Annotated in this window: 23 protein-coding genes; 17 read left to right on the forward strand and 6 right to left on the reverse strand. The window is 71.8% G+C overall.

From position 1 onward, the window contains the following. The first annotated feature begins 85 nt into the window (after window positions 1-85). Both polA and OHU34_RS31550 read left to right on the forward strand, forming a co-directional pair. Complete coding sequence (gene polA, locus OHU34_RS31545) at window positions 86-2809, forward strand: DNA polymerase I (RefSeq protein ID WP_405769502.1); 2724 nt, start codon at window positions 86-88, stop codon at window positions 2807-2809. Between the two features lie 241 nt (window positions 2810-3050). Further along, window positions 3051-3485: a hypothetical protein gene (locus tag OHU34_RS31550; RefSeq protein ID WP_142269812.1), complete on the forward strand. Its 435-nt coding sequence runs from the start codon at window positions 3051-3053 to the stop codon at window positions 3483-3485. On the opposite strand, the gene OHU34_RS31555 is transcribed toward OHU34_RS31550, so the two are convergent. Further along, window positions 3451-4344: a DUF4184 family protein gene (locus OHU34_RS31555; protein WP_142269811.1), complete on the reverse strand. Its 894-nt coding sequence runs from the start codon at window positions 4342-4344 to the stop codon at window positions 3451-3453. The two genes, OHU34_RS31550 and OHU34_RS31555, sit on opposite strands and share 35 nt — an antisense overlap. A gap of 356 nt (window positions 4345-4700) precedes the next feature. Between OHU34_RS31555 and OHU34_RS31560 the strand changes: the two genes are divergently transcribed. The 3 genes from OHU34_RS31560 to OHU34_RS31570 all read left to right on the forward strand — a co-directional run bounded on the left by OHU34_RS31560 (window position 4701) and on the right by OHU34_RS31570 (window position 7778). Next, window positions 4701-6443, forward strand: coding sequence for a lytic transglycosylase domain-containing protein (locus OHU34_RS31560; RefSeq protein ID WP_142269810.1), 1743 nt, complete (start codon window positions 4701-4703; stop codon window positions 6441-6443). A 168-nt stretch (window positions 6444-6611) separates the two neighbouring features. Next, complete coding sequence (locus OHU34_RS31565; RefSeq protein ID WP_142269809.1) at window positions 6612-6746, forward strand: SPW_0924 family protein; 135 nt, start codon at window positions 6612-6614, stop codon at window positions 6744-6746. Between the two features lie 39 nt (window positions 6747-6785). Then, window positions 6786-7778 carry a DUF3068 domain-containing protein gene (locus OHU34_RS31570; protein WP_405769506.1) on the forward strand — a complete coding sequence of 331 codons (993 nt, stop codon included), beginning with the start codon at window positions 6786-6788 and terminating at the stop codon, window positions 7776-7778. Here the strand turns inward: OHU34_RS31570 and OHU34_RS31575 are convergent. Then, entirely contained in the window at window positions 7768-10386 is a 2619-nt protein-coding gene (locus tag OHU34_RS31575; RefSeq protein WP_405772439.1) for an ATP-dependent RNA helicase, read from the reverse strand. The genes OHU34_RS31570 and OHU34_RS31575 overlap by 11 nt on opposite strands. Window positions 10387-10483: 97 nt before the next feature. Continuing rightward, window positions 10484-11458, reverse strand: coding sequence for a class I SAM-dependent methyltransferase (locus OHU34_RS31580; protein ID WP_230196224.1), 975 nt, complete (start codon window positions 11456-11458; stop codon window positions 10484-10486). A 227-nt stretch (window positions 11459-11685) separates the two neighbouring features. On the opposite strand from OHU34_RS31580, the gene rpsA reads away from it, so the two are divergent. From rpsA to OHU34_RS31600, 4 genes are all read left to right on the forward strand, one after another. Then, window positions 11686-13194, forward strand: coding sequence for a 30S ribosomal protein S1 (rpsA, locus tag OHU34_RS31585; protein ID WP_020131842.1), 1509 nt, complete (start codon window positions 11686-11688; stop codon window positions 13192-13194). Window positions 13195-13477: 283 nt separating this feature from the next. After that, the gene (locus tag OHU34_RS31590) at window positions 13478-14416 is read left to right on the forward strand and encodes a PAC2 family protein (RefSeq protein ID WP_142269807.1); all 939 of its coding nucleotides are present in this window, start codon (window positions 13478-13480) and stop codon (window positions 14414-14416) included. Window positions 14417-14552: 136 nt separating this feature from the next. Then, window positions 14553-15173 carry a dephospho-CoA kinase gene (coaE, locus tag OHU34_RS31595; protein WP_230196225.1) on the forward strand — a complete coding sequence of 207 codons (621 nt, stop codon included), beginning with the start codon at window positions 14553-14555 and terminating at the stop codon, window positions 15171-15173. Window positions 15174-15223: 50 nt separating this feature from the next. After that, window positions 15224-15604 (forward strand): M48 family metallopeptidase, encoded by a 381-nt coding sequence (locus tag OHU34_RS31600; protein WP_020131845.1) that lies wholly within the window; start codon window positions 15224-15226, stop codon window positions 15602-15604. A 51-nt stretch (window positions 15605-15655) separates the two neighbouring features. Here OHU34_RS31600 and OHU34_RS31605 read toward each other — a convergent pair whose 3' ends face one another. Further along, window positions 15656-15922, reverse strand: a complete 267-nt coding sequence (locus OHU34_RS31605) for a DUF6343 family protein (RefSeq protein ID WP_142269805.1) — start codon at window positions 15920-15922, stop codon at window positions 15656-15658. Between the two features lie 175 nt (window positions 15923-16097). On the opposite strand from OHU34_RS31605, the gene OHU34_RS31610 reads away from it, so the two are divergent. From OHU34_RS31610 to OHU34_RS31620, 3 genes are all read left to right on the forward strand, one after another. Continuing rightward, window positions 16098-16781: a bifunctional 2-polyprenyl-6-hydroxyphenol methylase/3-demethylubiquinol 3-O-methyltransferase UbiG gene (locus OHU34_RS31610; protein ID WP_142269804.1), complete on the forward strand. Its 684-nt coding sequence runs from the start codon at window positions 16098-16100 to the stop codon at window positions 16779-16781. A 211-nt stretch (window positions 16782-16992) separates the two neighbouring features. Next, window positions 16993-17451, forward strand: coding sequence for a DoxX family protein (locus OHU34_RS31615; protein ID WP_142269803.1), 459 nt, complete (start codon window positions 16993-16995; stop codon window positions 17449-17451). 33 nt (window positions 17452-17484) lie between these two features. After that, window positions 17485-18240, forward strand: a complete 756-nt coding sequence (locus OHU34_RS31620) for a uracil-DNA glycosylase (RefSeq protein ID WP_405769513.1) — start codon at window positions 17485-17487, stop codon at window positions 18238-18240. A gap of 7 nt (window positions 18241-18247) precedes the next feature. Here the strand turns inward: OHU34_RS31620 and OHU34_RS31625 are convergent, their stop codons facing one another. Beyond that, window positions 18248-19705: a LamG-like jellyroll fold domain-containing protein gene (locus OHU34_RS31625; RefSeq protein ID WP_405769516.1), complete on the reverse strand. Its 1458-nt coding sequence runs from the start codon at window positions 19703-19705 to the stop codon at window positions 18248-18250. Window positions 19706-19760: 55 nt separating this feature from the next. Then, window positions 19761-20459, reverse strand: coding sequence for a GntR family transcriptional regulator (locus OHU34_RS31630; protein WP_142269801.1), 699 nt, complete (start codon window positions 20457-20459; stop codon window positions 19761-19763). 153 nt (window positions 20460-20612) lie between these two features. On the opposite strand from OHU34_RS31630, the gene OHU34_RS31635 reads away from it, so the two are divergent. The 5 genes from OHU34_RS31635 to OHU34_RS31655 all read left to right on the forward strand — a co-directional run bounded on the left by OHU34_RS31635 (window position 20613) and on the right by OHU34_RS31655 (window position 26561). Continuing rightward, window positions 20613-22094, forward strand: coding sequence for an NCS1 family nucleobase:cation symporter-1 (locus OHU34_RS31635; RefSeq protein WP_405769519.1), 1482 nt, complete (start codon window positions 20613-20615; stop codon window positions 22092-22094). A 5-nt stretch (window positions 22095-22099) separates the two neighbouring features. Beyond that, complete coding sequence (locus OHU34_RS31640; protein WP_405769522.1) at window positions 22100-22813, forward strand: aspartate/glutamate racemase family protein; 714 nt, start codon at window positions 22100-22102, stop codon at window positions 22811-22813. A gap of 316 nt (window positions 22814-23129) precedes the next feature. Further along, window positions 23130-23336, forward strand: coding sequence for a hypothetical protein (locus tag OHU34_RS31645; RefSeq protein WP_235034727.1), 207 nt, complete (start codon window positions 23130-23132; stop codon window positions 23334-23336). 71 nt (window positions 23337-23407) lie between these two features. Then, window positions 23408-24139 (forward strand): hypothetical protein, encoded by a 732-nt coding sequence (locus OHU34_RS31650; protein ID WP_054242961.1) that lies wholly within the window; start codon window positions 23408-23410, stop codon window positions 24137-24139. 532 nt (window positions 24140-24671) lie between these two features. Then, window positions 24672-26561: an FUSC family protein gene (locus OHU34_RS31655; RefSeq protein WP_142269798.1), complete on the forward strand. Its 1890-nt coding sequence runs from the start codon at window positions 24672-24674 to the stop codon at window positions 26559-26561. Window positions 26562-26575: the final 14 nt, after the last annotated feature.

The following is a 26575-nucleotide window of genomic DNA, read 5'->3' on the forward strand; positions in this document are numbered from 1 at the left end:
GCGGCGGCCGGCGGGCGGCCCGCGGAACCCCGTGAGCCGTGGCGGCCGGGACCGAGTGTCAGTGGGGCGTGGCAGGATCGGGGGCGTGGCAGAGACAGCAGCGAAGAAGACCGACACCCCCGCCGGCAGCCGGCCCCGCCTGATGCTCATGGACGGGCACTCGCTGGCCTACCGCGCGTTCTTCGCGCTGCCCGCGGAGAATTTCACCACCGCGACGGGCCAGCCGACGAACGCGATCTACGGCTTCGCGTCGATGCTCGCCAACACCCTGCGTGACGAGGCGCCCACGCACTTCGCGGTCGCGTTCGACGTGTCCCGCAAGACCTGGCGCTCCGAGGAGTTCACCGAGTACAAGGCGAACCGCTCCAAGACACCGGACGAGTTCAAGGGCCAGGTCGAGCTGATCGGCGAGCTGCTCGACGCGATGCACGTGTCCCGGTTCGCGGTGGACGGCTTCGAGGCGGACGACGTCATCGCCACCCTCGCCACCCAGGCCGAGGCCGAGGGCTTCGAGGTGCTGATCGTCACCGGCGACCGTGACTCCTTCCAGCTGGTCTCCGAGCACACCACGGTCCTGTATCCGACGAAGGGCGTCTCGGAGCTGACCCGGTTCACGCCGGAGAAGGTCGTCGAGAAGTACGGGTTGACGCCCGCCCAGTACCCCGACTTCGCGGCGCTGCGCGGCGACCCGTCCGACAACCTGCCGGGCATCCCCGGCGTCGGTGAGAAGACGGCCGCGAAGTGGATCAATCAGTTCGGTTCGTTCGCGGACCTCGTCGAGCGCGTCGAGGAGGTCAAGGGCAAGGCCGGGCAGAACCTGCGCGACCACCTGGAGGCCGTCAAGCTCAACCGCCGCCTCACCGAGATGGTCCGCACCGTCGAGCTGCCGAAGACGGTCGTCGAGCTGGAGCGCGCCCAGTACGACCGCACGGCCGTCGCGATGATCCTGGACACCCTGGAGATCAGGAACCCCTCCCTGCGCGAGCGGCTGTTCGCCGTCGACCCCGGCGGCGAGGAGGCCGAGGCCACGCCGGTGATCACCGGCGGGGTGGAGCTGGACGGCACGGTGCTGGGCACCGGCGAGCTGGCCGGCTGGCTCGCGGAGCACGGCACCGACACCCTCGGTGTCGCCACCGTGGGCGCCTGGGCGCTGGGGGCCGGCTCGGTCGCCGAGATCGCGCTCGCCGCCGCCGGGGGAGCGGCCGCCTGGTTCGACCCGGCGGAGCTCGACGAGGCCGACGAGAACGCGTGGGCGACCTGGATCGCCGCCGAGGACCGCCCCAAGGTCCTGCACAACGCCAAGGGCGCCATGCGGGTCTTCGCCGAGCACGGCTGGTCCGTCGCCGGCGTCGGCATGGACACGGCGCTCGCCGCCTACCTGGTCAAGCCGGGCCGCCGCTCCTTCGACCTGGACGCGCTGTCCCTGGAGTACCTGGGCCGTGAGCTGGCCCCGGCCGCCGCGGCCGACGGCCAGCTCGCCTTCGGCGCGGACGACGGCGCCGAGGCCGAGGCCCTCATGGTGCAGGCCCGCACGATCGTCGACCTCGGCGAGGCGTTCCGCGGCCGGCTGGAGGAGGTCGGCGCGGCCAACCTGCTGCGCGACATGGAGCTGCCGACCTCCGCCCTCCTGGCCCGCCTGGAGCGGCACGGCATCGCCGCCGACCGCGCCCACCTGGAGGCCATGGAGCAGATGTTCGCGGGCGCCGTCCAGCAGGCCGTGAAGGAGGCGCACGCGGCGGCCGGGCACGAGTTCAACCTGGGCTCGCCCAAGCAGCTCCAGGAGGTTCTCTTCGGCGAACTGGGCCTGCCGAAGACGAAGAAGACCAAGACCGGCTACACCACCGACGCCGACGCCCTGGCCTGGCTCGCGGGCCAGACGGACAACGAGCTGCCGGTCATCATGCTCCGCCACCGCGAACAGGCGAAGCTGCGGGTCACCGTCGAGGGCCTGATCAAGACGATCGCCGCGGACGGCCGCATCCACACCACGTTCAACCAGACCGTCGCCGCGACCGGCCGGCTGTCCTCCACCGACCCGAACCTGCAGAACATCCCCGTGCGCACCGACGAGGGCCGGGCGATCCGCCGCGGCTTCGTCGTCGGCGAGGGCTTCGAGTCCCTGATGACGGCCGACTACAGCCAGATCGAGCTGCGCGTGATGGCCCACCTGTCGGAGGACGCGGGCCTCATCGAGGCGTTCACCTCCGGCGAGGACCTGCACACCACGGCCGCCTCCCAGGTGTTCGGCGTCGAGCCCGGCGCGGTGGACGCGGAGATGCGGCGCAAGATCAAGGCGATGTCCTACGGCCTGGCGTACGGCCTGTCGGCGTTCGGCCTGTCCCAGCAGCTGAACATCGACGCGGGTGAGGCCCGGGGCCTGATGGACGCCTACTTCGAGCGCTTCGGCGGCGTCCGGGACTACCTGCGCCGCGCGGTCGACGAGGCACGGGCGACCGGCTACACGGCGACGCTCTTCGGCCGCCGCCGTTATCTGCCCGACCTCAACAGCGACAACCGTCAGCGCCGCGAGGCGGCCGAGCGCATGGCCCTCAACGCGCCGATCCAGGGCACGGCGGCGGACATCGTCAAGATCGCCATGCTCAAGGTGGACGCGGCCCTGTGCGCGGCGGACCTCAGGTCCCGCATGCTGCTCCAGGTCCACGACGAAATCGTTCTGGAGATCGCCCCCGGTGAGCGTGCGGCGGTCGAGGAGCTGGTCCGCCGGGAGATGGCCGGCGCCGTCCGGCTCAGGGCCCCGTTGGACGTGTCGGTCGGCGCGGGTGCGGACTGGGAGTCGGCGGCGCACTAGCTCCGTTGGGGGCGGCCCGCCGCTCTCCCCGGAACAGCCGGAACAGCTGGAAGGGGCTCTGCCGACACCGGCAGGGCCCCTTCGCATGCCTCGTGGGAGCCGGTGGCGTACGAGGCGGTGCAGTACGAGGCGGTGCCGTCGCGAGAGGTCCGGTCACCGTCGGTACGTTCCCCGAAGGGCCCTCACCCGCGTGGCCCCCGAGAACAGGTCCCTGCCGGGTCCGGGCCACCAGGATGCCGCCATGGGTATACGCATGCTCCACCGCCGGAAGTCCCCCGCACGCGTTCACACGGCGGCCGCGGACACGCGGTCCGGGCCCGGCGCGGCTCCCCGGACACGGCCGCGTCCCGCCCTCGCGCCGGGCGCCGCCGGCCCCCGCATCCCGTGGAGCCCCGGCGCGGCTCTGCGCGAGGCCGCCGCACGGCTCCGCGGTCCGGCTATCACCCGGTTCCCGCTTCGGTTCCCGCCCCGGGTCCTGACCCGGTTCCTCGACGGATTCGTCTCCCGGAACGACAGCCGGTGGCGCCTGTGGGCCGAGGCGGTACGCGGTCACCCGGCGACGGCCCTCGGTGTCCTCGGCCGCCTCCGTGGCCGCCGTACGGTCCGTCGCATCCCCCTCTTCGTCGCGACGGCGCCCCCTGTCACCGAACGCCCGGGCGACTCCGCCGCACACTGACCCCACCTGCGCCTGCGCCTGCGTCCACGTCCGCTTCCGGAAGGGCCGGGCGGGCCGGACGAGCCGGGCGCCACAGCCGCACGCCGACCGCGTACAGCAGCACCCCCAGCACCAGCCCCGCGCCCGCCCCGAAGCACAGCGTCGGGATGAGCTCCCACGGCTTCGCCTCGCGCGCGCCCCAGTACTCCCACCACCGTGTCGCCCGCCGCACCGCCGCGACCAGTGCGCACCCGCCGATCACGGCACCCGCCCACCACCGGTCCCGCGCCGACAGCACCGCGACCCCCACCGGCTCGCCGGCCGGCGCCCGGCGCAGCGCGTACGTCACGAACGCGGCGAGCACGACCGCGGCCACGGCCGAACCGCCGTACTGGAGGTACCAGTACAGAGGCGAGCCTGCGATGTCCTCGCCGAGGACGGGGAACAGCCGCATGCCCCAGCGGTCGAGGTGCGTGAACGCGTCCCACACCACATGGGTCAGCGCGCCGAGCGCCGCGGAGACGTACCACCACCAGACGGTGGACGGCCGTACGCGCGCGCGTGGCGCACCGCAGCGGGTCAGCGTGGCCGTCCGGCCCTGCCGTGACCGCGGCAGCAGCCCCACCAGCGGCTCGCGCACCAGCAGCCAGAGCCCCACCAGCACCCAGGCGACGAGCACGTCCACCGTGAACACGCCGGGGAGGGAGTGCGTGACGTCGCCGAACTCCATGGCCCCGGACAGGACACTCGCCGCGTAGTAGGTCATGTCGGGAGCGAAGGAGCCCGCGACCAGGGCACCCGGGACGAGTCGCCCGCGGCCGGTGCCGTCGGCGCGCAAGGCGGGCAGCACGGCCGCCGCGTGACTCAGCGTGAACGGCAACGGGGCTCCCGGGGGCGGACGTTGACGGGCCGGCCGGCCCGGTGATCTACGACGTCCAGTATGCGGGGCGCGGTTCCCGGCCAACGGCGCGTGACCGGCTGGTGAAAACGGCACCCGAACGGGTGCCGGTGCAAAAGAAGTTGTCGTAGGGTCGCCTGGGTCGGTGTGCCCTCGGGTGCGTCGAACAGAAGAGCAGAGCAGGGCAAACCGCCCATGAGTGCAACCGTCGGAGCGGGTTGATCGTCACACCGGTGACGGCGGCGGCAACGGCAACGGCCACAACCGTGGCAACAGCCGTAACGGCAGGGTGCAGGCGAAGAGACGGGCGTACCGCGTCCACGGGAGGGTTTCACTTCATGTCGGCGCATTTCGGCACGAGGCTGCGCAAGGGAGCGGTCAACACGACCGTGGCCGCACTGGCGGTAGCGGCTCTGGCCGCGTCCCAGGCACCGGACGTCACGGCCGACGGCCAGGGCAGACAGACCGCCGCCGACACCCCGTCGTCCGCGGACAACGGCAGTGGTATCGCCGACAGCGCCACCGGCAACTCGCCGTACTACACGGACCTGCCGCCGCTGAAGAGTCCGAACCCCGCGCCGAGCGAGAGCTCCTCCACCACCCCGGCCGCCACCGGCACCACGGAGGCGGGCATCCCGGCGACCGTCCTGGACGCCTACAAGAAGGCCGAGGCGGAGCTGGCGCGGTCCAAGCCCGGCTGCAACCTGCCCTGGCAACTCCTCGCCGCCATCGGCAAGGTCGAGTCCGGCCAGGCCCGCGGCGGCAACGTGACCGCCGACGGCACCACCGTCTCGCCGATCCTCGGCCCGGTCCTCAACGGCGTCGGCTTCGCGAACATCAGCGACACCGACAACGGCGCGTACGACGGCGACAGCACCTACGACCGTGCCGTGGGCCCCATGCAGTTCATCCCGTCCACCTGGGCGTGGGCGGGCCGCGACGGCAACGCCGACGGCAAGAAGGACCCCAACAACATCTACGACGCCGCGCTCGCCGCCGGCCACTACCTGTGCCGTTACGACTGGGACATGTCGGCCACGTCCGGGATGCGCAGCGCGATCCTCAGCTACAACAACTCGACGGACTACCTGAACACCGTCCTGTCGTGGCTGGAGTACTACCGCAAGGGCACGCACGAGATCCCCAACGGCACCGGTACCGTGCCGGACAACCGCAGCGACGACGCCACCGGTTACACGCCCACCTCGCCGACCACCCCGTCGACGCCCAGCACCCCCGGTACGCCCAACACGCCGAACAAGCCGTCGACGCCCGGTACGCCCAACACCCCGACGACGCCCAGCACCCCGACGCCCACCCCGACCCCGACCCCGACGCCGACCGAGACGGTCGGTCACCTCGAGGACGCGGGTACGGCGAGCCTCACCGCCACGGCGGGCGACGCGTTCACCGAACGCATCAGCACCCGCGCGGAGACGGCGGCCGGCAAGGCCGTCGCCAAGGTCCGGATCCGCTTCACGGTCGTCGGCGACACCGACGCCACCTTCACGGGCGGCGAGAGCGTCGCCACGATCGTCACCGACGCCAAGGGCGTCGCCCTCGCGCCCGCCCTCCAGGCGGGCGAGAAGACCGGCGGCTTCACCGTCCGGGCCACGGTCCTCGGCCGTACGCTCTCCGCCCTCGACTACAAGGCCACCGTCACCGCCCGAGCCGCCGACACCCTCGCCCGCACCAGCAACACCGCGCTGACCTGCACCGCAGGCGGCAAGTTCGCCGACCGGGTCGAGGTGAAGGCCACCTACAAGGGCGCCGTCGCGGACAAGGTCGCCGCCACCGCCACCCTGATCAAGTCGGCCGACGACACGACCACGAACGACAAGGGCCCCTACTTCAAGGACGCCGCCGGCAACCCCGTCCGCGCCCTGGACCTCCAGACGGACGGGAACGGCCTGCTGACGCTGCCCGAGCTGTACGCGGACGACACCGCCGGCACCTATCTGCTGCGCATCACCACCACGGGCGGAGCGACCCTGACGGTCGAACTCACCGTCACGGCGGCCGAGACCTCGACGCCCACCCCGACGCCCAGCGAGTCGGAGTCGACGACCACCGGCTCGTAACCCTCCCGCGGACCGTGCGGCGGACTCCGCCGCGGGCCCCGCTCCGAACGAAGACGGCGGCGCCCCTGTCTCCACGGGGGCGCCGCCGTCGTGCGCTACGTGTTCTCATCTCGGCCGCCCGTTGCTACGGTGCCCGACCTGACGTCACGTCAGCTCCGGGAGGACCGTATGCGTGCCCTGATCGCCGCCGCGACCGGTCTCGCCGTCGCGCTCGCCCTCGTCCTCACCATCGCCGCACTGGGCACACCGGCCGGCCGGACCTCCCCGAAGCCACTGCTGACGACGGTCCCCGCACACCCCTAGCCGCCCCGCCCGCCGGTTCCGCCCGCGAAGGAGGCCGAGATGCGCCGCAAGGCAGGCCTGATCCTGCTCGCCCTCGCCGTGTTCTTCGCGGCGCTGTCCCCCCTGCTGCGCTGGTACGCCTACCCGCGCCTGGCCAAGATCCCGGCGAACGAATACCAGACCATGGTCCTGGAGGCCAAGAACGCCACCCTCCTCGACTACGGCAGCATGACCGCCCGCACCGTCCCCAAGGTCACCATCGTGCAGACCCTCAAGGGCGACGTGGAGGCCTCCGAGAAGATCGAGAAGACGGCCGGCCGGGACGTCGTCGTCTGGGACGGCCTGTCCTACGTCCAGGGACCCGACGGCAAGATGGTCTCCAAGGTCCCCGAGCGGTACATCTTCGACGCCCACACCCAGGAGCCCGTGCACGCCACCGGCGAAATGGTCGACGGCGACCCCGTACGCCGGGAGGGCATCGAGTTCAAGTGGCCGTTCCTGACGGAGAAACGGGACTACGAGTACTTCGACGCGCAGACCCGCACCACGGCCCCCATCCACTACCAGGGCACCCGGACCTTCCGCGGCCTGGAGGTCTACTACTTCGAGCAGACCGTCCCCTGGACCAAGGTCGCCATGCCCAGGACGATGCCGGTCGCGGGCATCACCCCCGAGACCGTCGCCAAGACCGGCACCACCCGCTGGTACACCACGGTCCGCAAGTTCTGGGTCGAACCGGTCACCGGCGCGCCCGTCTACGGCGAGGAGATCCACCAGGAGGAACTCCGCGGCGGCACCCTGCTCGGCGGCCGCGCGAAGGTCACCGCCTTCGCCGGGCACGTGAAGATGCGCGAGGACTACATCGAGCACACCGTGTCCGTGATCAAGGCCAACCGCACGCTGGTCCTGCTGCTGACCGCCTACCTGCCCTGGGGCTTCCTCCTGCTCGGCGTCCTCCTGATGTGCCTCTCCCTCTACCTGGAGGCCCGCTCACGCCGCCCGGACGGACCCGCCGCCGCCGAAGCCGCCGCACCGCAGCCCGTCACCGCCTGAGCCGCGCGTTGGTGAACCGGGTCGGCTCGGCGCCGGCCGGATCCTCGGGCCAGGGATGCTTCGGATACCGGCCGCGCAACTCCGCCCGCACCCCCTTGTAGCCGTCCTTCCAGAAGGAGGCGAGGTCGGCGGTGACGGCAGCGGGCCGCCCCGCGGGCGACAGCAGATGCACCAGCAACGGCACCCCGGCGACCCGCGGCGACTCCTGGAGCCCGAACATCTCCTGCAACTTCACCGCGAGGACCGGCCGCTCCGGATCGGCATAGTCGATCCGGATCCTGGACCCGCTCGGCACGGTGATCCGCTCCGGCGCCAGCTCCTCCAGCCGAGTCGCCTCGCCGGAGGCCCAGGGCAGCAACCGTCCGAGCGCCTCCCCGGCACCGATCCGCCCGAGATCGCTCCGCCGCCGGGCCCGGCTCAGCTCGGGCTCCAGCCACTCGTCCAGCCGCGCGTGCAGCGACGCGTCGCAGACGTCGGGCCACGGCTCTCCCCGATGCCATCGCAGGAACGCCAGCCGCTGCCGCAGGACCTCCGCCTCGGGCGACCACCGCAGCAGCCGCAGCCCGTCCTTCGCCAGCCCCTCGACCAGCGCACCGCGTACGAGCCCGGCGTCGGCGTTCCGCAGCGGACGCACCGCCAGCTCCACGGCCCCCAGCCGCTCCACCCGCCGTGCCACGACATCCCCGTCGGCCCAGTGGACCTCGTCCCGCTCGTCGAGCAGCGCGCCGGCCGCGAACCGGGCGACCTCCTCGTCCACGACCGCGGCGAGCTGCACGCGCGCGTGCCCCTTTCCCACCGGCCGGTCGGCGACGGCGACGGCGAGCCAGGGAGCCCCCCGCAGATCCGTGCCCTCGCGGACCTCGGCCCGGGTGCCGGAGACCATGAGGTAGGAACCCCCGTCCGACTTGGCGAGCCGCTCCGGGAAGGCGAGGGCGACGACGAGCCCGGCGAGCGCGTCCGAACCGGCAGCATCCCCGCCGCCGTTTCCTGCGCCGCCGTTTCCCGTGCTGCCGCCTCCTCGGGTGCCGCTTCCCGTACCGCTGCCTCCTCCCGCGGTGCTCCCGCCGGTGGTGTTCCCTCCGACGGCGGGCCCGGCCGGCGTCGAGCCCTCGGCGACGGCCCGCAGCCGGCGCACCTCCGCCCGCCACCGCGCGCCGTAGGCGTCACCCCCACGCCGCGCCGACCGCAGAGCAGCCGCCAGGTCGTCGCCGTACTCCCGCGGTGCCTCCTCACTGAGCAGCGCGACCACCTCGACGGCCCGCTCCACCCCCACCGTCGCGGCCCCGTCCAGCAGAGCCCGGCCCAACCGGGGGTGCAGCCCCAGCCGGGCCAGCCGCAACCCCCGCTCGGTGGCCCGGCCGGCGGAGTCCACCGCCCCGATCGCCGTCAGCAACGACCTCGCCGCCGCCATCGCCCCACCCGGCGGCGGATCGAGCAACGCCAGCCCGGAAGCGTCAGGATCCCCCCAGCACGCCGCCTGAAGGGCGAACGCCGTCAGGTCGGCCACCTTGATCTCCGGGGCCGGGAACGACGGCAGACGGGCATCCTCCGCCTCCGCCCAGCACCGGTACACCGCACCCGGCGCCTCCCGCCCGGCCCGCCCCGCCCGCTGCCGGCCCGCCGCCTGCGAGGCCCGCACCGTCGCGAGCGCGCTCAGCCCGCGCGCGTGGTCCACCCGCGGCTCCCGCGCCAGCCCCGAGTCGACGACCACCCGCACCCCCGGCACCGTCAGCGAGGACTCCGCCACGGAGGTCGCCAGGACCACCCGGCGCCGCTCCCCGGGAGCCAGCACCGCGTCCTGCACGGCCGCCGGCGCCCGCCCGTGCACCTGGAGCACATCCACCCCGGCCGGCGCACCGAGAAGCCCCGCGACCCGCGCGATCTCCCCGACACCCGGCAGGAAGCACAACACGTCCCCCGACCGCTCGGCCAACGCCCGCCGCACCACCGACGCCACGTGCGCCGGCAACGCGGGATCCACCCGCATCCCGTGCGGCGGCCGCACGGGACGCGCCGGGGGCGCCCAGACCACCTCGACATCGAAGACGGAACCCCGCGCCTCCACCACCGGTGCCCCGCCCAGCAGCCGCGACCAGCCCGCCGTGTCCGTCGTCGCCGAGGCCGCCACCAGCCGCAGCTCGGGCCGCAGCGTCTCGCGCACGTCCCACAGGAAGGCGGCCGAGGTGTCCGCGTCGAGATGCCGCTCATGGCACTCGTCCAGCACCACCACATCGACGCCCGACAGCTCCTGGTCGCGCTGGAGACGCTGGAGCAGCACACCGGTCGTGACGACCTCCACGCGTGTGTGCCGCCCGACGACCCGCTCCCCGCGCACGGTGTGACCCACGCTCTCCCCGGGCCGCTCACCCAGCAGCCAAGCCATCCGCCGGGCCGCCGCCCGCGCCGCGATCCGCCGCGGCTCGGCCACGAGCACCCGGCGCGCCGGGCCCTCGCCCAGCAGCCCGGCCAGCGCGAGCGGCACCAGGGTCGTCTTGCCCGTGCCCGGTGGCGCGGCGAGGACGGCCGTGCCGTGCCCGTCCAGGGCGTCGTTCAGGGCGGGCAGGGCGGCCCGCACGGGCAGCGCGTCCAGGGCGTCGTAACGGGGGATCACGCCCCCAGTGTCGTACGCCCGCGAAAACCACCCCGCACGCGCGCGTGCGTGTGCGGGGTGGGAGAGGAGGACGGACGGAGCGAGCGGGAGGCGGCTAGTCCCGCTCGCAGACGAAGACGGCCGTACCCGGGATCAGGTTCCCGCGCAGCGGGGACCAGCCGCCCCACTCCGAGGAGTTCCAGGCCGGCCACTCCGGCTCGACCAGATCCACCAGCCGGAAACCGCCCGCCACGATGTCGCGGACCCGGTCGCCCAGCGTCCGGTGGTGCTCCACGTACACCGCCCGGCCCTGGTCGTCCTGCTCGACATAAGGAGTGCGGTCGAAATAGGACGAGGACACGGTCAGCCCCTCCGGGCCCGGCTCGTCCGGGAACGCCCAGCGGATCGGGTGGGTCACCGAGAACACGAAACGGCCCCCGGGCCGCAGCACCCGCCGCACCTCCTCCAGGACCAGCACCGGGTCGGCCACGAAGGGCAGCGCCCCGTACGCCGAGCAGGCCAGGTCGAAGGAGCCGTCCGCGAAGGGCAGCGCGCCCGCGTCGGCGCACACCAGCGGGAACGAGCCGCCGATGCGCAGCGCGTGCTGGAGCTGGCGGTGCGAGAGGTCCAGGGCGACCGGACGCGCGCCCTGCGCGGTCAGCCAGCGCGCGCACTGCGCCGCGCCGGCGCCGATCTCCAGGACCGACTTGCCCTTCAGCTCCTCCGGCGGGCCGAGCAGCTCGGCCTCCACCTCGTCCAGACCCTCGGGACCCCATACGAACCGGTCGTCGCCGAGGAAGGTGCCGTGCTCGATCTGGTATTCGTCCGCGTTGCGGTCCCACCAGCCCCGGTTGGCCCGGGAGCTCTCGGTGACGTCGGCGTCACGTCGGGTGGCTTCGGGCTCGAAGGCCGGCTCGGACGATTCAGGCTCTTGGATGATCGGCTCCCTCGTCGTACTCTTCCGTGCAACCCGCCCGGCGGTGTCACCCGAGGTGTCACCGGTGAGGCTTCCTGCGGCCTGCGTGACCTCAGGAGAAGGGTTGTGTGCCGGGTATGCGGCGATCCGCCCCGGGTGTGCGCCTTCGCGCATTGACCCCGCCCGGCTGCCCCCGTATGCTACAAGTTGCGCTGCGGGCCTGCGCACCTCAGACGTAGCAGGCTGCGCTCGCATCTGTTGTTGTCCCCTCGGTTCTCGAGGTGCCATCACCGGGTTTCCGGTGGGGTGCTTCCTAAGCTGTCCGGCTTCTTCAGAGCGATCACGGGCTCCCGGCGTAGCAGTACCTACGACTCACTGTCCGTACCGGAGCCCTTTCCCACATGACGAGCAGCACCGAGACCACCTCTACCACGCCGCAGGTAGCGGTCAACGACATCGGTAACGAGGAAGCCTTCCTCGCCGCGATCGACGAGACGATCAAGTACTTCAACGACGGCGACATCGTCGACGGCGTCATCGTGAAGGTCGACCGGGACGAGGTCCTGCTCGACATCGGTTACAAGACCGAAGGCGTTATCCCGAGCCGCGAGCTCTCCATCAAGCACGACGTCGACCCCAACGAGGTCGTCGCCGTCGGTGACGAGATCGAGGCCCTTGTTCTCCAGAAGGAGGACAAGGAAGGCCGCCTGATCCTCTCGAAGAAGCGCGCCCAGTACGAGCGTGCCTGGGGCACCATCGAGAAGATCAAGGAAGAAGACGGGATCGTCACCGGTACCGTCATCGAGGTCGTCAAGGGTGGTCTCATCCTCGACATCGGCCTCCGTGGCTTCCTCCCGGCGTCCCTCGTCGAGATGCGCCGCGTCCGCGACCTCCAGCCGTACGTGGGCAAGGAGCTCGAGGCCAAGATCATCGAGCTGGACAAGAACCGCAACAACGTGGTCCTGTCCCGCCGTGCCTGGCTCGAGCAGACCCAGTCCGAGGTCCGCCAGACGTTCCTCACGACCCTCCAGAAGGGTCAGGTCCGCTCCGGCGTCGTCTCCTCGATCGTCAACTTCGGTGCGTTCGTGGACCTGGGTGGCGTCGACGGTCTGGTCCACGTCTCCGAGCTTTCCTGGAAGCACATCGACCACCCCTCCGAGGTTGTCGAGGTCGGCCAGGAAGTCACCGTCGAGGTCCTCGACGTCGACATGGACCGCGAGCGTGTCTCCCTGTCGCTGAAGGCGACCCAGGAAGACCCGTGGCAGCAGTTCGCCCGCACGCACCAGATCGGGCAGGTTGTTCCCGGTAAGGTCACGAAGCTCGTTCCGTTCGGTGCGTTCGTGCGCGTCGACGAGGGCATCGAGGGTCTGGTCCACATCTCCGAGCTGGCCGAGCGCCACGTGGAGATCCCGGAGCAGGTCGTCCAGGTCAACGACGAGATCTTCGTCAAGGTCATCGACATCGACCTCGAGCGCCGCCGCATCAGCCTCTCGCTGAAGCAGGCCAACGAGTCCTTCGGTGCCGACCCGGCCTCGGTCGAGTTCGACCCGACCCTGTACGGCATGGCCGCGTCGTACGACGACCAGGGCAACTACATCTACCCCGAGGGCTTCGACCCCGAGACCAACGACTGGCTCGAGGGCTTCGAGTCGCAGCGTGAGGTCTGGGAGAACCAGTACGCCGAGGCGCAGACGCGCTTCGAGCAGCACCAGGCTCAGGTCATCAAGTCCCGCGAGGCGGACGAGAAGGCCGCTGCCGAGGGTGGCGACGCCGCGGGTGCGGCTCCGGCCGCGTCCGGTGGCAGTGGCGGTGGCTCCTACTCCTCCGAGGGTGCCGACACGTCCGGCGCGCTGGCCTCGGACGAGGCGCTCGCCGCTCTGCGCGAGAAGCTGGCCGGCGGCCAGAGCTGAACTCCCCCGGCGGGGGTGACCCCAGCCGCTGAGGTTTAGCAGTGTGTCGAGGGCCCGCACCTTTCGAGGTGCGGGCCCTCGGTGCTGCCCGGACGCGGGACGCCGTTCACCCCGTGACCACCCTCGCGCGCGCCCTGCCACGGCCCGACCCCACTCGCCCCCCCACCCGCTTCCCGCCCACCCGTGAGGAGCCGGCCGCAGTCATTTGATCAAGGCGCGTGGACCGGGAATGCCCACGGTCCGGCGCACGTTGGACCAGAGGAACACGAGGGGAGCGGTCCAAGTGCTTGATCCGCAGGGTTTGTACGCATGGGAGCCGAAGGGCCTGGCAGTCGTCGACATGGCGCTGGCCCAGGAGTCGGCCGGACTTGTCATGCTCTACCACTTCGACGGATACATCGACGCGGGCGAGACCGGTGACCAGATCGTCGACCGGCTCCTCGACTCGCTGCCCCACCAAGTCGTCGCCCGCTTCGACCACGACCGGCTGGTCGACTACCGCGCCCGCCGCCCGCTGCTGACCTTCAAGCGCGACCGGTGGACCGAGTACGAGGAGCCGACCATCGAGGTCCGGCTGGTCCAGGACACCACCGGCGCACCCTTCCTGCTCCTGTCCGGACCCGAACCGGACGTGGAATGGGAACGCTTCGCCGTCGCCGTCAAGCAGATCGTGGAGCGGCTCGGCGTCCGCCTCTCGGTGAACTTCCACGGCATCCCCATGGGCGTCCCGCACACCCGCCCCGTGGGCCTCACCCCGCACGGCAACCGCACGGACCTCATGCCGGGCCACCGCAGCCCCTTCGACGAGGCGCAGGTCCCCGGCAGCGCCGAGGCGCTCGTCGAGTACCGCCTCATGGAAGCCGGGCACGACATCCTGGGCGTCGCCGCACACGTCCCGCACTACATCGCCCGCTCCACATATCCGGACGCGGCCCTGACCGTCCTGGAAGCGATCACGGCGGCCACCGGCCTGGTCCTGCCGAGCATCGCGCACGCCCTGCGCACGGACGCCCACCGGACACAGACCGAGATCGACCGGCAGATCCAGGAGGGCGACGAGGAACTCACCTCCCTCGTCCAGGGCCTGGAGCACCAGTACGACGCCGCCGCCGGCGCCGAGACCCGCGGCAACATGCTCGCCGAACCCGTCGACATCCCTTCGGCGGACGAGATCGGGCAGGAGTTCGAGCGGTTCCTCGCCGAGCGCGAGGGCGAAGGCTGAACGCTCCCGCCGAGCGTTCAAGCCGAGCCCTCCCCACCGAACGTTCCAGTTGAGCAGTGCGGCTGCGCCGGCCGAAGGAGCAGCACACAGGGGCCTGTCGGGTGCACCGTCACCGACAGGCCCTAAGCTTCCGCTCATGCTGACAGTGGGCCTGACCGGCGGGATCGGCGCCGGCAAGAGCGAGGTGTCACGGCTGCTCGTCGAGTGCGGGGCCGTACTGATCGACGCGGACCGTATCGCACGCGAGGTCGTCGCGCCGGGCACCCCGGGACTCGCGGCGGTCGTGGACGCCTTCGGCACGGACATCCTCGCCCCGGACGGCAGCCTCGACCGCCCCCGCCTGGGCTCCGTCGTCTTCGCCGACCCCGCGAAACTGGCGATCCTCAACTCGATCGTGCATCCCCTGGTCGGCGCCCGCTCCCGCGAACTCGAGGCGGCCGCCCCCGAGGACGCCGTCGTCGTCCACGACGTCCCCCTCCTCACCGAGAACGCCCTCGGCTCCCTGTACGACGTCGTGGTCGTCGTCGACGTGCCCCCCGAGACCCAGCTCGACCGGCTCGTCCGGTTCCGCGGCATGACGCAGAAGGACGCCCGCGCGCGGATGGCCGCACAGGCGACCCGCGACGAACGCCGGGAGATCGCCGACATCGTCATCGACAACGACGTACCGCTCGCGGAACTCCACCGGCGCGTGAAGGACGTATGGGCCGACCTCACGCACAGAGCCCACGCGCCGCACGGGACCGCTCCGGAATAGCGGCCCTCGCTCCGCGCGTTGAACCCACTGAGCAAGGGAAGGATTTTTCCGTGCCCGATACCAGCGGTTCGACCGGACGTACTCCGGAGACACATGTCATCGACTTCCGTGCCGCGGAGCACCTGCTCGCCGCACGGGACCCGCGGGGCGCGGTGAAGTTGCTCGACGGAGTCATCGCCGCGCACCCCGAGAACACCGCCGCCCGGCTGCTGCGCGCGCGTGCCTTCTTCGCCGCCGCCCAACTGCGGCCTGCCGAGCTGGAGTTCACCATCGTCCTGGAGCGCGAGCCGGACAACGCCTTCGCGCACTTCGCGCTCGGCCGCACCTATGAGCGGCAGGGCCGGAGCGACCAGGCCAAGCGCCACTTCCGGCTCGCCGCGGCACTGGACCCGAACCCGCAGTACCTCAAAGCGGCACGCTTCGAGAGCTGAGAACGGCCCGCCGCCGGGCCCTCGGCATCCGGATCTCCAGGCCCGCGGGCCTCAAGGGAGGCGGTGCTCGGGCGGCCGGTACGGCGGGATGTCGCGGCCCGGCTGATAGTGGGGACCCTGTCGCCGATGCCTGAGGATCATCGCCAGGTCGACCGTGATCACCAGCCACAGCACCCCGCACGCGGCCGCCCACCCCGGACGCCCCACGACAGCGAACGCGGCCGTCCCGAAGATCGCCCAGGCCAGGCCCCACAGGGTCAGCCACAGACGCATCCGCAGCGCACTGCGCGCTGTCACCGGCTCACTGCCCGTACGCATCCCGATCACCGCTCCTCCTTGCAACGTACTCCCCGGTCCGGATGTTCTCCAGGGGGCCGGTGCCCTCCGCCCCCGGCGCACCTCGAACACAGGGGGCATCCCTCGAACGGGTGAACCGACGAGGATGGGGAACGGCCCCACGAGGACGGGCCGTTGAACGGGCATGAAGCTGGAAATGCGAGACGGACACAACGGAACCGGTCCCGGTGCGATCACCCCGGACGGCTGCGCGGTCGAGCTCTACTCCCGCCTGCCGGTGGGGAACGAGCCGGAAGTCATCGCCGATGCGGTGCCCCCGGGCGCGCACATCCTGGAGCTGGGCAGCGGGGTCGGGCGAGTCACCCACGCCCTGCTGGAGCGCGGGTTCACGGTCACGGCGGTGGACGAGTCCGCCGAGATGCTGGAGCGCGTCCGCGGGGCCCGCACGCTGTGCAGCCCCATCGAGGATCTCGCCCTGGGCGAGACGTTCGACGTGGTGATGCTCGCGTCGTTCCTCGTGCACAACGGTGACGTCGAGTTACGGCGAAGGATGCTCCGGGCCTGCGCACGGCACATAGCGAAGGGCGGCTGCCTGCTGATCCAACGGGAAGGCGAGGACTACCACTCCAACGTGCCGCGGGAGCGCGTCGACCCGAGCGGCTTCACGATCCGGATCGTCTCGACCGAGCCCGTCGGGGACGGCGTCCACTCCGTACGCGCGGAGTACGACTTCCCGGACGCCGCGTGGACTCAGACGTTCCGCTCCCGACCACTGACCAAGGACCAGTTCGAGGAGGCCCTGGCCGAGGCGGGTCTGAGAGTGGAGCGCTATCTGACGGAGGACCGGATATGGGTGAAGGCGGTGCCCGTGACGGAGTAGAGAGGGGAGGGACGGCGGTAGGACCGGAGAAGACGCAAAGGGGCGGGGCGAGCGGGACGGCAGGGACGGCCAGGGGGCAAGGACGGCAAGGACGGCCAGGGCGGTGGTTCGCGGTGGTTCGAGAATGCCCGGCGGGGTGCGATGAGTTCGCTCAGAGAGGTCGGTCTACCTCCCTGACAGCACAACGGACCGCTCACCGCAGGAGACCCTCATGTCCGAGACCACGGCTTCCCTCACCGCCACCACCTCCGCAGCCGCTCCCCGGTCCGCCTCCGCGATCGCCCGAGGCCGCCGCGCCCGGATCGCCCTGCGAGGCTTGCAGGTGCTCCTCGCGCTCTTCTACGGGATCGCCAGCGCGCTGCCGAAGCTGATCGCGCACCCGTCGGCCGCCGACGCCTTCGACCAGCTGGGCTGGGGCAGCGCGGGCATGTACACCATCGGCGCACTGGAACTCGCCGGCGCGGTCGCCCTGCTCGTTCCGGTGCTCCAGTCCGTGGCGGCGGTGGCGCTGGGCGCGCTGATGGTGGGCGCCTTCGTCGTCCAGGTCGTCGTCTTCGACGGCCAGAACGCGGCGACGCCGCTCATCCTGCTCGTTCCGCTGGCGCTCATCGCCTGGAAGCGACGGGAGTCGAACACGGAGCTGCTGCGGTTGGCGCGGCGAGGGGCGTGACGAGAGGCGTCCGCGCGGTCTTACCGTGGAGACATGGACGCCTCCAAGGCCCCCTCCGAGTCCGCCCCCGACTTCGCAGCCTCCGCCTCCGCTCTGGTCATGCTCGACCGGCGGGTCGGGGGCTGTCGGGCGTGTCCTCGGTTGGTGGACTGGCGTGAGGAGGTGGCCCGTACCAAGCGGGCGGCCTTCGCGGACTGGACGTACTGGGGTCGGCCCGTACCCGGCTTCGGCCCGTCGGACGCCCGGCTGCTGATCGTCGGGCTGGCCCCGGCCGCGCACGGGGGGAACCGTACGGGGCGGATGTTCACCGGGGACCGTTCCGGCGATGTGCTGTACCAGGCGTTGTACGACGTGGGACTGGCGTCGCAGCCCACCGCCGTGTCCGTCGACGACGGGCTGGAGCTGTACGGCGTGCGGATCACGGCGCCCGTGCACTGTGCCCCGCCGGCCAACAAGCCCACCCCGGGGGAACGGGACACCTGCCGGCCCTGGCTCGTGCAGGAGCTGAGGCTGCTGCGGCCGACGTTGCGCGCGGTCGTCGTGCTCGGCGCCTTCGGTTGGCAGGCCGCGTTGCCCGCGTTCGCCGAGGCGGGCTGGACGGTGCCCCGGCCGCGTCCCGCCTTCGGGCACGGAACCCGGGTGAAGCTCGACGGCCCGGACGGCGCCGATGGCCTCGATGTCTTCGGCTGCTTCCACGTCAGTCAGCGCAACACCTTCACCGGCCGGCTCACCCCCGGGATGCTGCGCGATGTGCTGCGCACGGCCGCGGGGGCGGCGGGGCTGCCGTGAGCTTCGGTCAGACGACGCGTGCCGCGGTGACCGGTCGTGACGCGACCGGGTAGGCCTTGTCCTTGGCGGTGTTGACGCTCCAGCGGTAGCGGGAGAACTCGCCGGTGGTACCGGAGGCGTAGAACATCATGTGGCCGATGCCGACGCCCTCGAACTGCTCCTCCGCGAGGAGGCCGACCATGCGGGTGTCGGGGTATTCGGGGTAGTTGGTCAGGGCGTACACGCCGTGCGGCTCGGCCGTGCAGTCGATGACCTCGACGGCGTACTGGGTCTCGCCGGCGAAGTCGGCGACCCCGCTGAAGACGCCCTTGATCTCGCGGACCATGACGATGTGGCCGGTGTTGTCCTCGACCTGGCCGTTGTAGTCCACCGCGATCAGATCGCCGGGCCGGAGGTCGGCGACCTTGCGGATCTGCTGGAAGCGGGGGCCCGCGGTGCCGTTCGCGAAGGCCTGGCGGTAGTCGGCGGCCTCGGGGATGCGGTCCTGGAAGTACTGGGTGAAGTAGGCGTCGGTGGCCCATCCGTAGGTGTGTTTGAGTACCCAGGTGACGAAGGACGAGCAGCGGGCGCGGGCGATCCAGCTCGGCAGGTCGTCGGGCGTGCCCCAGGAGACGGTCGACGGGGAGCCGATCAGGTAGACGTTGTTGAGGCGGGCCGTGCGGCCGCTGATCAGGGAGATCTCGTCGGCGTTCAAGGCGCGGCCGTAGGCGCGCACCTCGTCGACGGAGCCCTTGAAGTGGTTCACGTAGGCGCCGTTCCAGCGGGCCCGGCCTATGTTGAAGCCCTGGGTGGCGGCCCAGGACAGGGTGGCGTCGGCGGTGCCTTCCGGTACGCCGTTGACGTACAGGTGGACCTTGGTGCCGTCCCATACTCCGGTCAGGTGGGTCCACTGGCCCGGCACGGGGGCGGTGGTGGCGAGGGCGGAGATCTTGGCGCTCTGGTCCTCGGCGCGCACCTTGAACGCCCAGGCGCCGGCGGTGTCGTCGTACTGGAGCAGGAAGCGGCTGCAGCCGGTGCCGTCCTGGCTGACTGCCGTGTACATGCTGGTCAGGGTGGCGTCGTCCGCGAGGCGTACCCAGGCGGAGACGGTGAACGGCGCCGTGGTGTCGAGCGCGGAGCCCGTGGCGGCGTAGGCCGCGTCGAGGGTCAGTTCGCCGCCGGCCCGCAGGGTGGTCCAGCTCGCGCCGGTGCCGAGGGTCACGGGGTGGTCGTGGCCGGAGCGGTCGGCGCCGGAGCCGTCCAGTGGCCAGTGTCCGGTGAGGCCGGTGGGCAGGTAGCCGGCCGCCAGGAGGCGCTGGTACTGGACCATCTGTTCGGCCTGGGCGAGATGGGGTGCGGCGACCGGTGTGAACGGGGTGTCCAGTGGGGCGTCGGCGGTCGCGCTTCCTGCGGCTCCGAGTACGCCGGTCACCGCTCCCGCTCCCACGAGTGCGGCTCCGCTCAGCAGTCCGCGTCTGCTCACCATGGTCGTTCTCCCCGTCCCGTTCGCAGTGTGCGCCTTCGGGCAGCTGTCCGAAGCGTCAGGGGATTGTAGGCGGAGCATGATCGGGGGAGGGCGGTGGCTGGGGAGGGTTGGTTTCCCCGAACAGGTGCCGGACCGTGGAGCGGTAGTTGGCCTGTACGTGGTTCAGGGCGTGGGCGCGGGCGCGGGCAGGGTCGCCGGATGCGATGGCGTCGTACAGGTCCTGGTGTTCGGTGAGGAGTTGGGGCCATTCCTCGTTGCGTCGGGTGAGCCATTGCAGGCGGCCGGCGACCGGTTCCATGACCGAGATCAACAGGGTGTTGCCGGCCATGGCGAGGAGCCGGTCGTGGAAGCGGGTGTTGATGTCGGTGATCGCCTCGGCGTCCCCGGCGTCGGTGGCGCTCGCCGCGTTCGTCAGGAGTTCGCGTAGTTCCGCGAGGTCCTCCGGGGTGGCCCGGGCGGCGGCCAGTCCGGCCGCGTACACCTCCAACGCCTCGCGCAGCTCGAAGAGTTCCTTCACGTCGGTGGGGCTCAGTGGCCGTACGACCGTCCGGCGCGGGGTCTCGAACAGGACGAAGCCCTCGGCGACGAGCGCCCGGATGGCCTCCCGGACCGGGACCCTGGAGACGCCGAACCGGTCGGCCAGCTCGCGCTCGACGAGCCGGTCTCCGGGACGCAGCCCGCCGGCGATGATCTCCTGCCGCAGGGACCCCAGGACGCGCTCGCGCACCGCTCCCAGGGGTTCGATCTTCGTCATGGGCCCATCCTCGCCGATGCGAGGGGGCTTTTACGGAGCCGTAACGGGACGGACATCGGTCAGAACGCTTGACGACGGGACCATGTCGGCAGTTTGGTATACCAAACGGTCCGGCCAGTAGTCCTCCTCCGTCCCCTCGCCCAGGGAGGCCCCGTGTCCCTCGCCGACAGCGCCGAAGCCACCGGCGCACCAGTGTTCGTCCCCGACCCCCGGCTCACCAACGAAGACCTCGCACCCGCCGAGAAGCGGAACTGGAAGGTATTCGACCTCTTCGCCATGTGGATGTCGGACGTCCACAACCTCGGCAACTACACCTTCGCCGCCGGACTGCTGGTCCTCGGGATGAACGTGTGGCAGATCTTCACGTCCCTCCTCGTCGGCTTCGTGCTCATCTACGTCGGCATGAACTGGATGGGCCGGATCGGCCAGCGCCACGGCGTGCCCTTCCCGGTGGTCAGCCGCATCAGCTTCGGCGTCTGGGGCGCCAACATCCCGGCCCTCATCCGGGCCGTGATCGCCATCATGTGGTACGGCATCCAGACCTACCTCGCTTCCGTCGCCGTCAATGTGATGCTGCTGGCGGCCTGGCCGGGCCTGGAGTCCTGGACGCACCACTCCTTCCTGGGCCTCGACGCGCTGGGCTGGCTGTCCTTCGTCTCCCTCTGGCTGGTCCAGGCGATGATCATCAGCCAGGGCATGGAGTCCGTGCGCAAGTTCCAGGACTTCTGCGGCCCGGCGATCTGGCTGGTGATGATCGCGCTGGCGGTGTGGGTGCTGTCCAAGGCGGGCTGGACCATCTCGCTCACCTCCACCCCGCACCCGGTTTCCGTGGGGGAGCAGTGGCGGCAATGGTTCGGCGCGATCGGCCTGATCCTCGCCACGTACGGCACGCTGATGCTGAACTTCTGTGACTTCTCCCGCTTCGCGCCCGACTACCGGACGGTCCGCCGCGGCAACTTCTGGGGGCTGCCCCTGAACTCGACGGCCTTCGTGGTCGTCTCCGTGATCGTCACCGCGGGCTCGCTGGAGGTGTTCGGCGAGGCCATCACCGACCCCGCGGAGCTGGTCGCGAAGGTCGGCAACACCTGGGTGCTCGTCCTGGGCGCACTCACCTTCGCCATCGCCACCATGGGCGTCAACATCGTCGCCAACTTCGTGTCGCCGGCGTACGACCTCGCCAACGTCTGGCCACAGAAGATCACCTTCAAGGTGGGCGGCATGATCAGCACGGTGGCGGCGCTCGTGGTCACCCCGTGGAACCTGTTCTCCAACCCCACGGTCGTCAACTACTTCCTCGGCGGCCTCGGCGCCTTCCTCGGTCCGCTGTTCGGCGTGATCATGGTCGACTACTACTGGGTCAAGCGCGGTCGCGTCGACGTGAACGAGCTGTTCGACGCCACTCCCGGCTCCCGCTACTACTACCGCAAGGGCGTCAACCCGAAGGCGCTGTGGGCGTTCCTTCCCTCGGCGGCGGTCGCGGCGGTGCTCGCGCTGGTGAAGACCTTCAGCGATGTGGCGCCCTACTCCTGGTTCATCGGGACGGCCCTGGGGGCCGGCCTGTATGTGCTGCTGTGCCGCAGGGAGCGGACGGCAGGGTCCCTCGTGGCCGCTCCCGACAAGCCCGTGGAGGTCTGAGAAGCGTGCGGATCGTCGTCACCAACTGCAACACCACGCGGGAGATGACCGAGGAGATCGTGCGAGGTGCCCGGGCCGCGGCAGGCCCGGGCACCACCGTGACCGGACTGACCCCCGCCTGGGGGCCCGAGTCGGCGGAGGGCTGGCTCGACAGCCTTCTCTCCGCCGCGGCGGTCATGGACGCGCTGCGGACGTACGACGGGGCGCCCTACGACGCCGTCGTCATGGCCGGCTTCGGTGAGCACGGGCGGGAGGGCGTACGGGAGCTGGTGGACGTGCCCGTCGTCGACATCACCGAGGCCGCGGCGCATCTGGCGTGTCTGCTGGGGCGCCGGTACGGGGTCGTGACCACGCTGGAGCGGTCCTGCGGCCAGATCGAGGACAGCCTGGAGCTGGCCGGGGTGGGCCGTAACTGTGCCGCCGTCGTGGGCACCGGGCTCGGCGTTCTCGATCTGGGCGACCGCGACCGCACCGAGGCGGCCTTTCTGGCGGCCGCCGAGCGGGTCCGGGCGGCGGGGGCCGAGGTGCTGGTCCTGGGGTGTGCCGGGATGACGGGACTGGAGCGGATGGTGGGGGACAAGCTGGGCCTTCCGGTCGTCGACGGGGTGGGCGCGGCGGTGAAGCTGGCCGAAGGGCTGGTCGGGCTGGGGCTGACGACCAGCCGGGCGGGGAGCCTCGCGAAGCCGGTGCCGAAGCGGAGGGTGTGGGGGGCCGGGTAGCCGGGCGGGATAACCGTTGGACGACCCCGAGCCGTACTCGCCATGCTGCGCCCATGCGGAGCAAGTACCTGGGCCGATTCACGGCGGCGGACTCCTTGCGGCCTCGCCGGAGATTCCGGCGGGCCCCTGGAGGTCTGCCATGTCCCGTACCGTCCATCACGTCCGTCCGCGGTACCGAGTCCGGCCCGATGACCGGCCGTCGCAGCGCCGGGGCTGGAGCACCGGCCATCGTCTCCGTGAACTGCGGTACAGCGAAAGGGAGTCGGCCCGGGCGCGGCGCGAGCGGCGTCGACCGGTACCCGATCCGCTGGTGCGCGTGTTCCGCTCCTCCACCTTCCCCCGGTCCCTGAACGCGCGGATCGACGGCCCGTACGAGTCCCGTGCGCGTGCCGCGCTGACCGTGTTCCGCTCGACCGCCCGCAACCGGCTCCGCGCCGCCCCGGCGGGCGGGCTGCTCTCCGTGGCCGAGGAGCTGGATCACCCGCCGACCCGCCACCGTCACCGGAACGTGTGGGACTGCTGATCGGGACCGCTCATGCCCTTCCGTCAATAACCCTTTGGGGTGATGGGGCGGGAGCCGCTACCGTCCTCGTCGTGGCGAAACTCAATCAGATCATCGCAGTCGAGAAGGGCATCAAGTCCAAGGCCCACCAGGACCTGAGCACGGCCCAGCACGGGCTCCAGAAGCCCGCGCTGCTGGCCGGTATCTCGCGGACCTACCAGCCCAAGGACGAGGAGGGCGAGCAGTTGCCGCCCGAGTCGACGCGGGTGCAGGTGAAGGCCGAGGACGTGCTGCGGGAGACCGCGGCCACGCTGACCCGGCTGTTCGACGTGACCGCCACGAAGGACTGGGCCAACTGCACCGCCCGCGCCGACGTGAAGGTCGACGGCCGGGTGCTCGTCGCCGAGGTACCGGTGTCCTACCTGCTCTTCCTCGAGAAGCAGCTCGTCGATCTGACCGCCTTCGTGCGCAGGCTGCCCGTGCTCGACGCCTCCGAGTCCTGGGCGCAGGACCCGTCCACCGACGCGTGGAAGACCGAGCCGGTGCGGACGCTGCGCACCAAGAAGGTGCCGCGCAACCATGTGAAGGCGGAGGCGACCGACAAGCACCCGGCGCAGGTCGAGGTGTACTACGAGGACGTGCCGGTCGGTTACTGGACGACCGTGAAGTTCTCGGGAGCCCTGCCCGCCCGCCGGGTCAACGAACTCCTGGCGCGCCTGGAGAAGGTGCAGCAGGCGGTGAAGTTCGCCCGGGAGGAGGCGAACGGCTCCGACGTCGTCGACCAGCGGGTCGGTGACGCCGTGTTCGGCTATCTGTTCGGGTAGCCTTCGAGACTCCCCGGTCCTTCGTGACCGGGGTGCGCGAGGAGCGCAAGCTGAACCTGAAGCTTGTCGTGACGAGCGAACCGTACCCGCCGAGCAATTCAGGGACGGATCGCGATGAATCTCAGACTCTTGCTCCAGACTCAGCATTCGCCGCCGATCGCCGGAGCGACCGGGCCCAGGCCCCCGGACGTCGAATTGCCGGTTCAAGTCCGGCCCGCGCAGCTCGATGCGCGGTGGTCCAAAGGCAGGACGCGACGACATCACGACTGACCTGGGTCCTCAAGTGCGCCGGTGTGCGACATGGGTGGCTCCACAGGGGCCGGGGGCAGGCTACGCCCCCGGCCCCGCTCCCGTTTCCGGCCTTGCGTTCATAAAGAACGCGGGATTCGGGCCAGGCGTCACCTCGCCGAAACGAAACCGCCCCCACCTCCGCAGGACCGCCCCGTACCGTGGACACCACAGCTCACAGCTGACCCGCCCCGGCCACCGTCGCCCGAAGGCACACCCCCGCCCTCGCCCCGACAGGAGCTCCGTGTCCCCGCGCCCGCACCTTCCCGCTCGCGCATTCCGTCCGCTCGCCGCTCTTCCGCCCTGGCTCGCCCATGCCCTGCGCGCCCAGCGCGGACCCGTCCCGTGGAGCGCGGTCACGCGCGGGGCGCTGGCCGCCGGGCCGCTGCTGCTCGTGTCCGTCCTCGTCGGCCGGACCTCTCTCGGGGTGGTCGCCGCCATCGCCGCGATGCTCGCCGGGATCAACGACCGGCCCGGCAGCAGGCGGACCGCCGTGAAGCGGCTCGGGGCGCCCGCCCTCGTGGGCGCGGGAGGGCTGCTCGTCGGGACCTACGTCGGGGATCACGTCGGCGCCGTCGCGCTGACGGCCGTCCTCACCGGGCTCGGGCTTCTCGCCGGCGGGATGAGCGCCATCGGGCCGGTCGCGTCCGGCGGCGGCACACAGCTGCTCGTCGCCTCGGCGATCGGGGCCGGGATGCCGGTCGCGGAGCCCGGGTGGGCGCGCGCCCTCGCCTTCCTCGCCGGCGCCGGATGGCTGCTCGCGCTGCGGCTCGTCCTGCCCACGCCCGGCGCGATGACCGGCGACTTCCGGTTCGACGGCGAGCGGGACGCGGTGGCCCGGGTGTACGACGCCGTCGCGGACCTGCTCGACGCGACGGGGACCGAGCACGCCACCGCCCGCCGCGCCGCGCTCACCGCGGCCCTCGACCACGCCCAGGACGCCCTCGCCGGACCGCGGCTGCGGCGTTACGCCAGCTCCTCCTCCGAACGGCGGCTGCACGCCCAGTACGCCGCCGCCCTGCCCCTCGCCGAGGCCGCGACCGCCCTCGCCTGGGCCGCGGAGCCGCTGTCCGAACGCGCCTCGGCCGGGCCCCGACGGCTCGCCGCCGCCGTCCGCGAGAACACCCACACCGGGCCGCTGCCCGCGCCCGCCCGGTCCGCCCCCGCGCTGCGCGCCCTCGACGACGCCCTGCTGCACGCCGCCGACGCCTTCGACCAGGGCGGCGGCGGTGACCTGCACGCCCGCAGGCACGGCGTGCGGTACCTGCTGCGCACCGGGTTCGGTGCGGGCGGCCGCGAGTACGGGCTGCGGGTCGCGCTCTCCTTCGGGGCCAGTGCCGCCGTCGCGCAGGCCCTCTACCAGTCCCAGTGGTACGGCCGGCACACCCACTGGTACTGGCTGCCCGCCACGGCCGTCTTCCTGGTCAAGCCCGACCTCGGGCCCCTGGTGTCGCGGGTGCTGTGCCGGGCCGCGGGGACCGTGCTGGGGGCGCTGCTCTTCGCCGGTTTCGCCGCCGTGCTGCCCCGGCCGGAGGGGCTGGTGGCGCTGGTCGCCCTGTGCGGCGCGCTCATCCCCGTGTCCACCCGGCACTTCGCCGCCCAGACGGCCGTCGTCACCGTCCTCGTGCTGTCGCTGGTGATGGTCGGCGGAGAGCCCCAGGCCTCCGCCGGCCGGATCGTCGAGACCCTGCTGGCCTGCGGGATCGTCCTGATCGTCGGACATCTGCCGATGCCGGGGAGGCGGGGCGGCCAGGTGCGCGCCCGGCTCGCCGCCGCCGTGCGTGCCGCGGACGCCTATCTCACCCATGTACTCGACGGTTCCGACGACCGCGCCGCCCGGTGGGCCCTGCGCCGCGAGGCCTATCGCGCGCTCGCCGAGGCCCGCACCGCCATCGCCCTCGCCGCCCACGAACTGCCCGCCCTCGCCCGGCACACGGAGGGCACGGACGAGGTCGCCGCGGTCCTGGAACGGCTCGTCGACACGACCACCGCCTGCGCCGTCCACCTCGACGACAGCGGACGGCTCACCGCACGGCACCGGGAGCGGCTCGCCGAACTCCTCGACGAACTCGCGGCGGGGCGGGACCGGGTGGGGCTGCGGGCGCCCGTGCCGGATCTGCCGGTGGCCGGGTAGCGCTGCCCCGCCCG

Source organism: Streptomyces sp. NBC_00080 (assembly GCF_045041255.1).
Taxonomy (GTDB): Bacteria; Actinomycetota; Actinomycetes; order Streptomycetales; family Streptomycetaceae; genus Streptomyces; species Streptomyces coriariae.

What these genes read in the sequence shown, in the direction of transcription:
- OHU34_RS31625 (WP_405769516.1), bottom strand. Translation starts at nt 19,705, where the DNA reads ATGGTGAGCAGACGCGGACTGCTGAGCGGAGCCGCACTCGTGGGAGCG.
- OHU34_RS31565 (WP_142269809.1), top strand. Translation starts at nt 6,612, where the DNA reads ATGCGTGCCCTGATCGCCGCCGCGACCGGTCTCGCCGTCGCGCTCGCC.
- OHU34_RS31580 (WP_230196224.1), bottom strand. Translation starts at nt 11,458, where the DNA reads ATGCGCGAAGGCGCACACCCGGGGCGGATCGCCGCATACCCGGCACAC.
- OHU34_RS31605 (WP_142269805.1), bottom strand. Translation starts at nt 15,922, where the DNA reads ATGCGTACGGGCAGTGAGCCGGTGACAGCGCGCAGTGCGCTGCGGATG.
- OHU34_RS31615 (WP_142269803.1), top strand. Translation starts at nt 16,993, where the DNA reads ATGTCCGAGACCACGGCTTCCCTCACCGCCACCACCTCCGCAGCCGCT.
- OHU34_RS31550 (WP_142269812.1), top strand. Translation starts at nt 3,051, where the DNA reads ATGGGTATACGCATGCTCCACCGCCGGAAGTCCCCCGCACGCGTTCAC.
- OHU34_RS31620 (WP_405769513.1), top strand. Translation starts at nt 17,485, where the DNA reads ATGGACGCCTCCAAGGCCCCCTCCGAGTCCGCCCCCGACTTCGCAGCC.
- coaE (WP_230196225.1), top strand. Translation starts at nt 14,553, where the DNA reads ATGCTGACAGTGGGCCTGACCGGCGGGATCGGCGCCGGCAAGAGCGAG.
- OHU34_RS31610 (WP_142269804.1), top strand. Translation starts at nt 16,098, where the DNA reads ATGCGAGACGGACACAACGGAACCGGTCCCGGTGCGATCACCCCGGAC.
- rpsA (WP_020131842.1), top strand. Translation starts at nt 11,686, where the DNA reads ATGACGAGCAGCACCGAGACCACCTCTACCACGCCGCAGGTAGCGGTC.
- OHU34_RS31570 (WP_405769506.1), top strand. Translation starts at nt 6,786, where the DNA reads ATGCGCCGCAAGGCAGGCCTGATCCTGCTCGCCCTCGCCGTGTTCTTC.
- OHU34_RS31630 (WP_142269801.1), bottom strand. Translation starts at nt 20,459, where the DNA reads ATGACGAAGATCGAACCCCTGGGAGCGGTGCGCGAGCGCGTCCTGGGG.
- OHU34_RS31560 (WP_142269810.1), top strand. Translation starts at nt 4,701, where the DNA reads ATGTCGGCGCATTTCGGCACGAGGCTGCGCAAGGGAGCGGTCAACACG.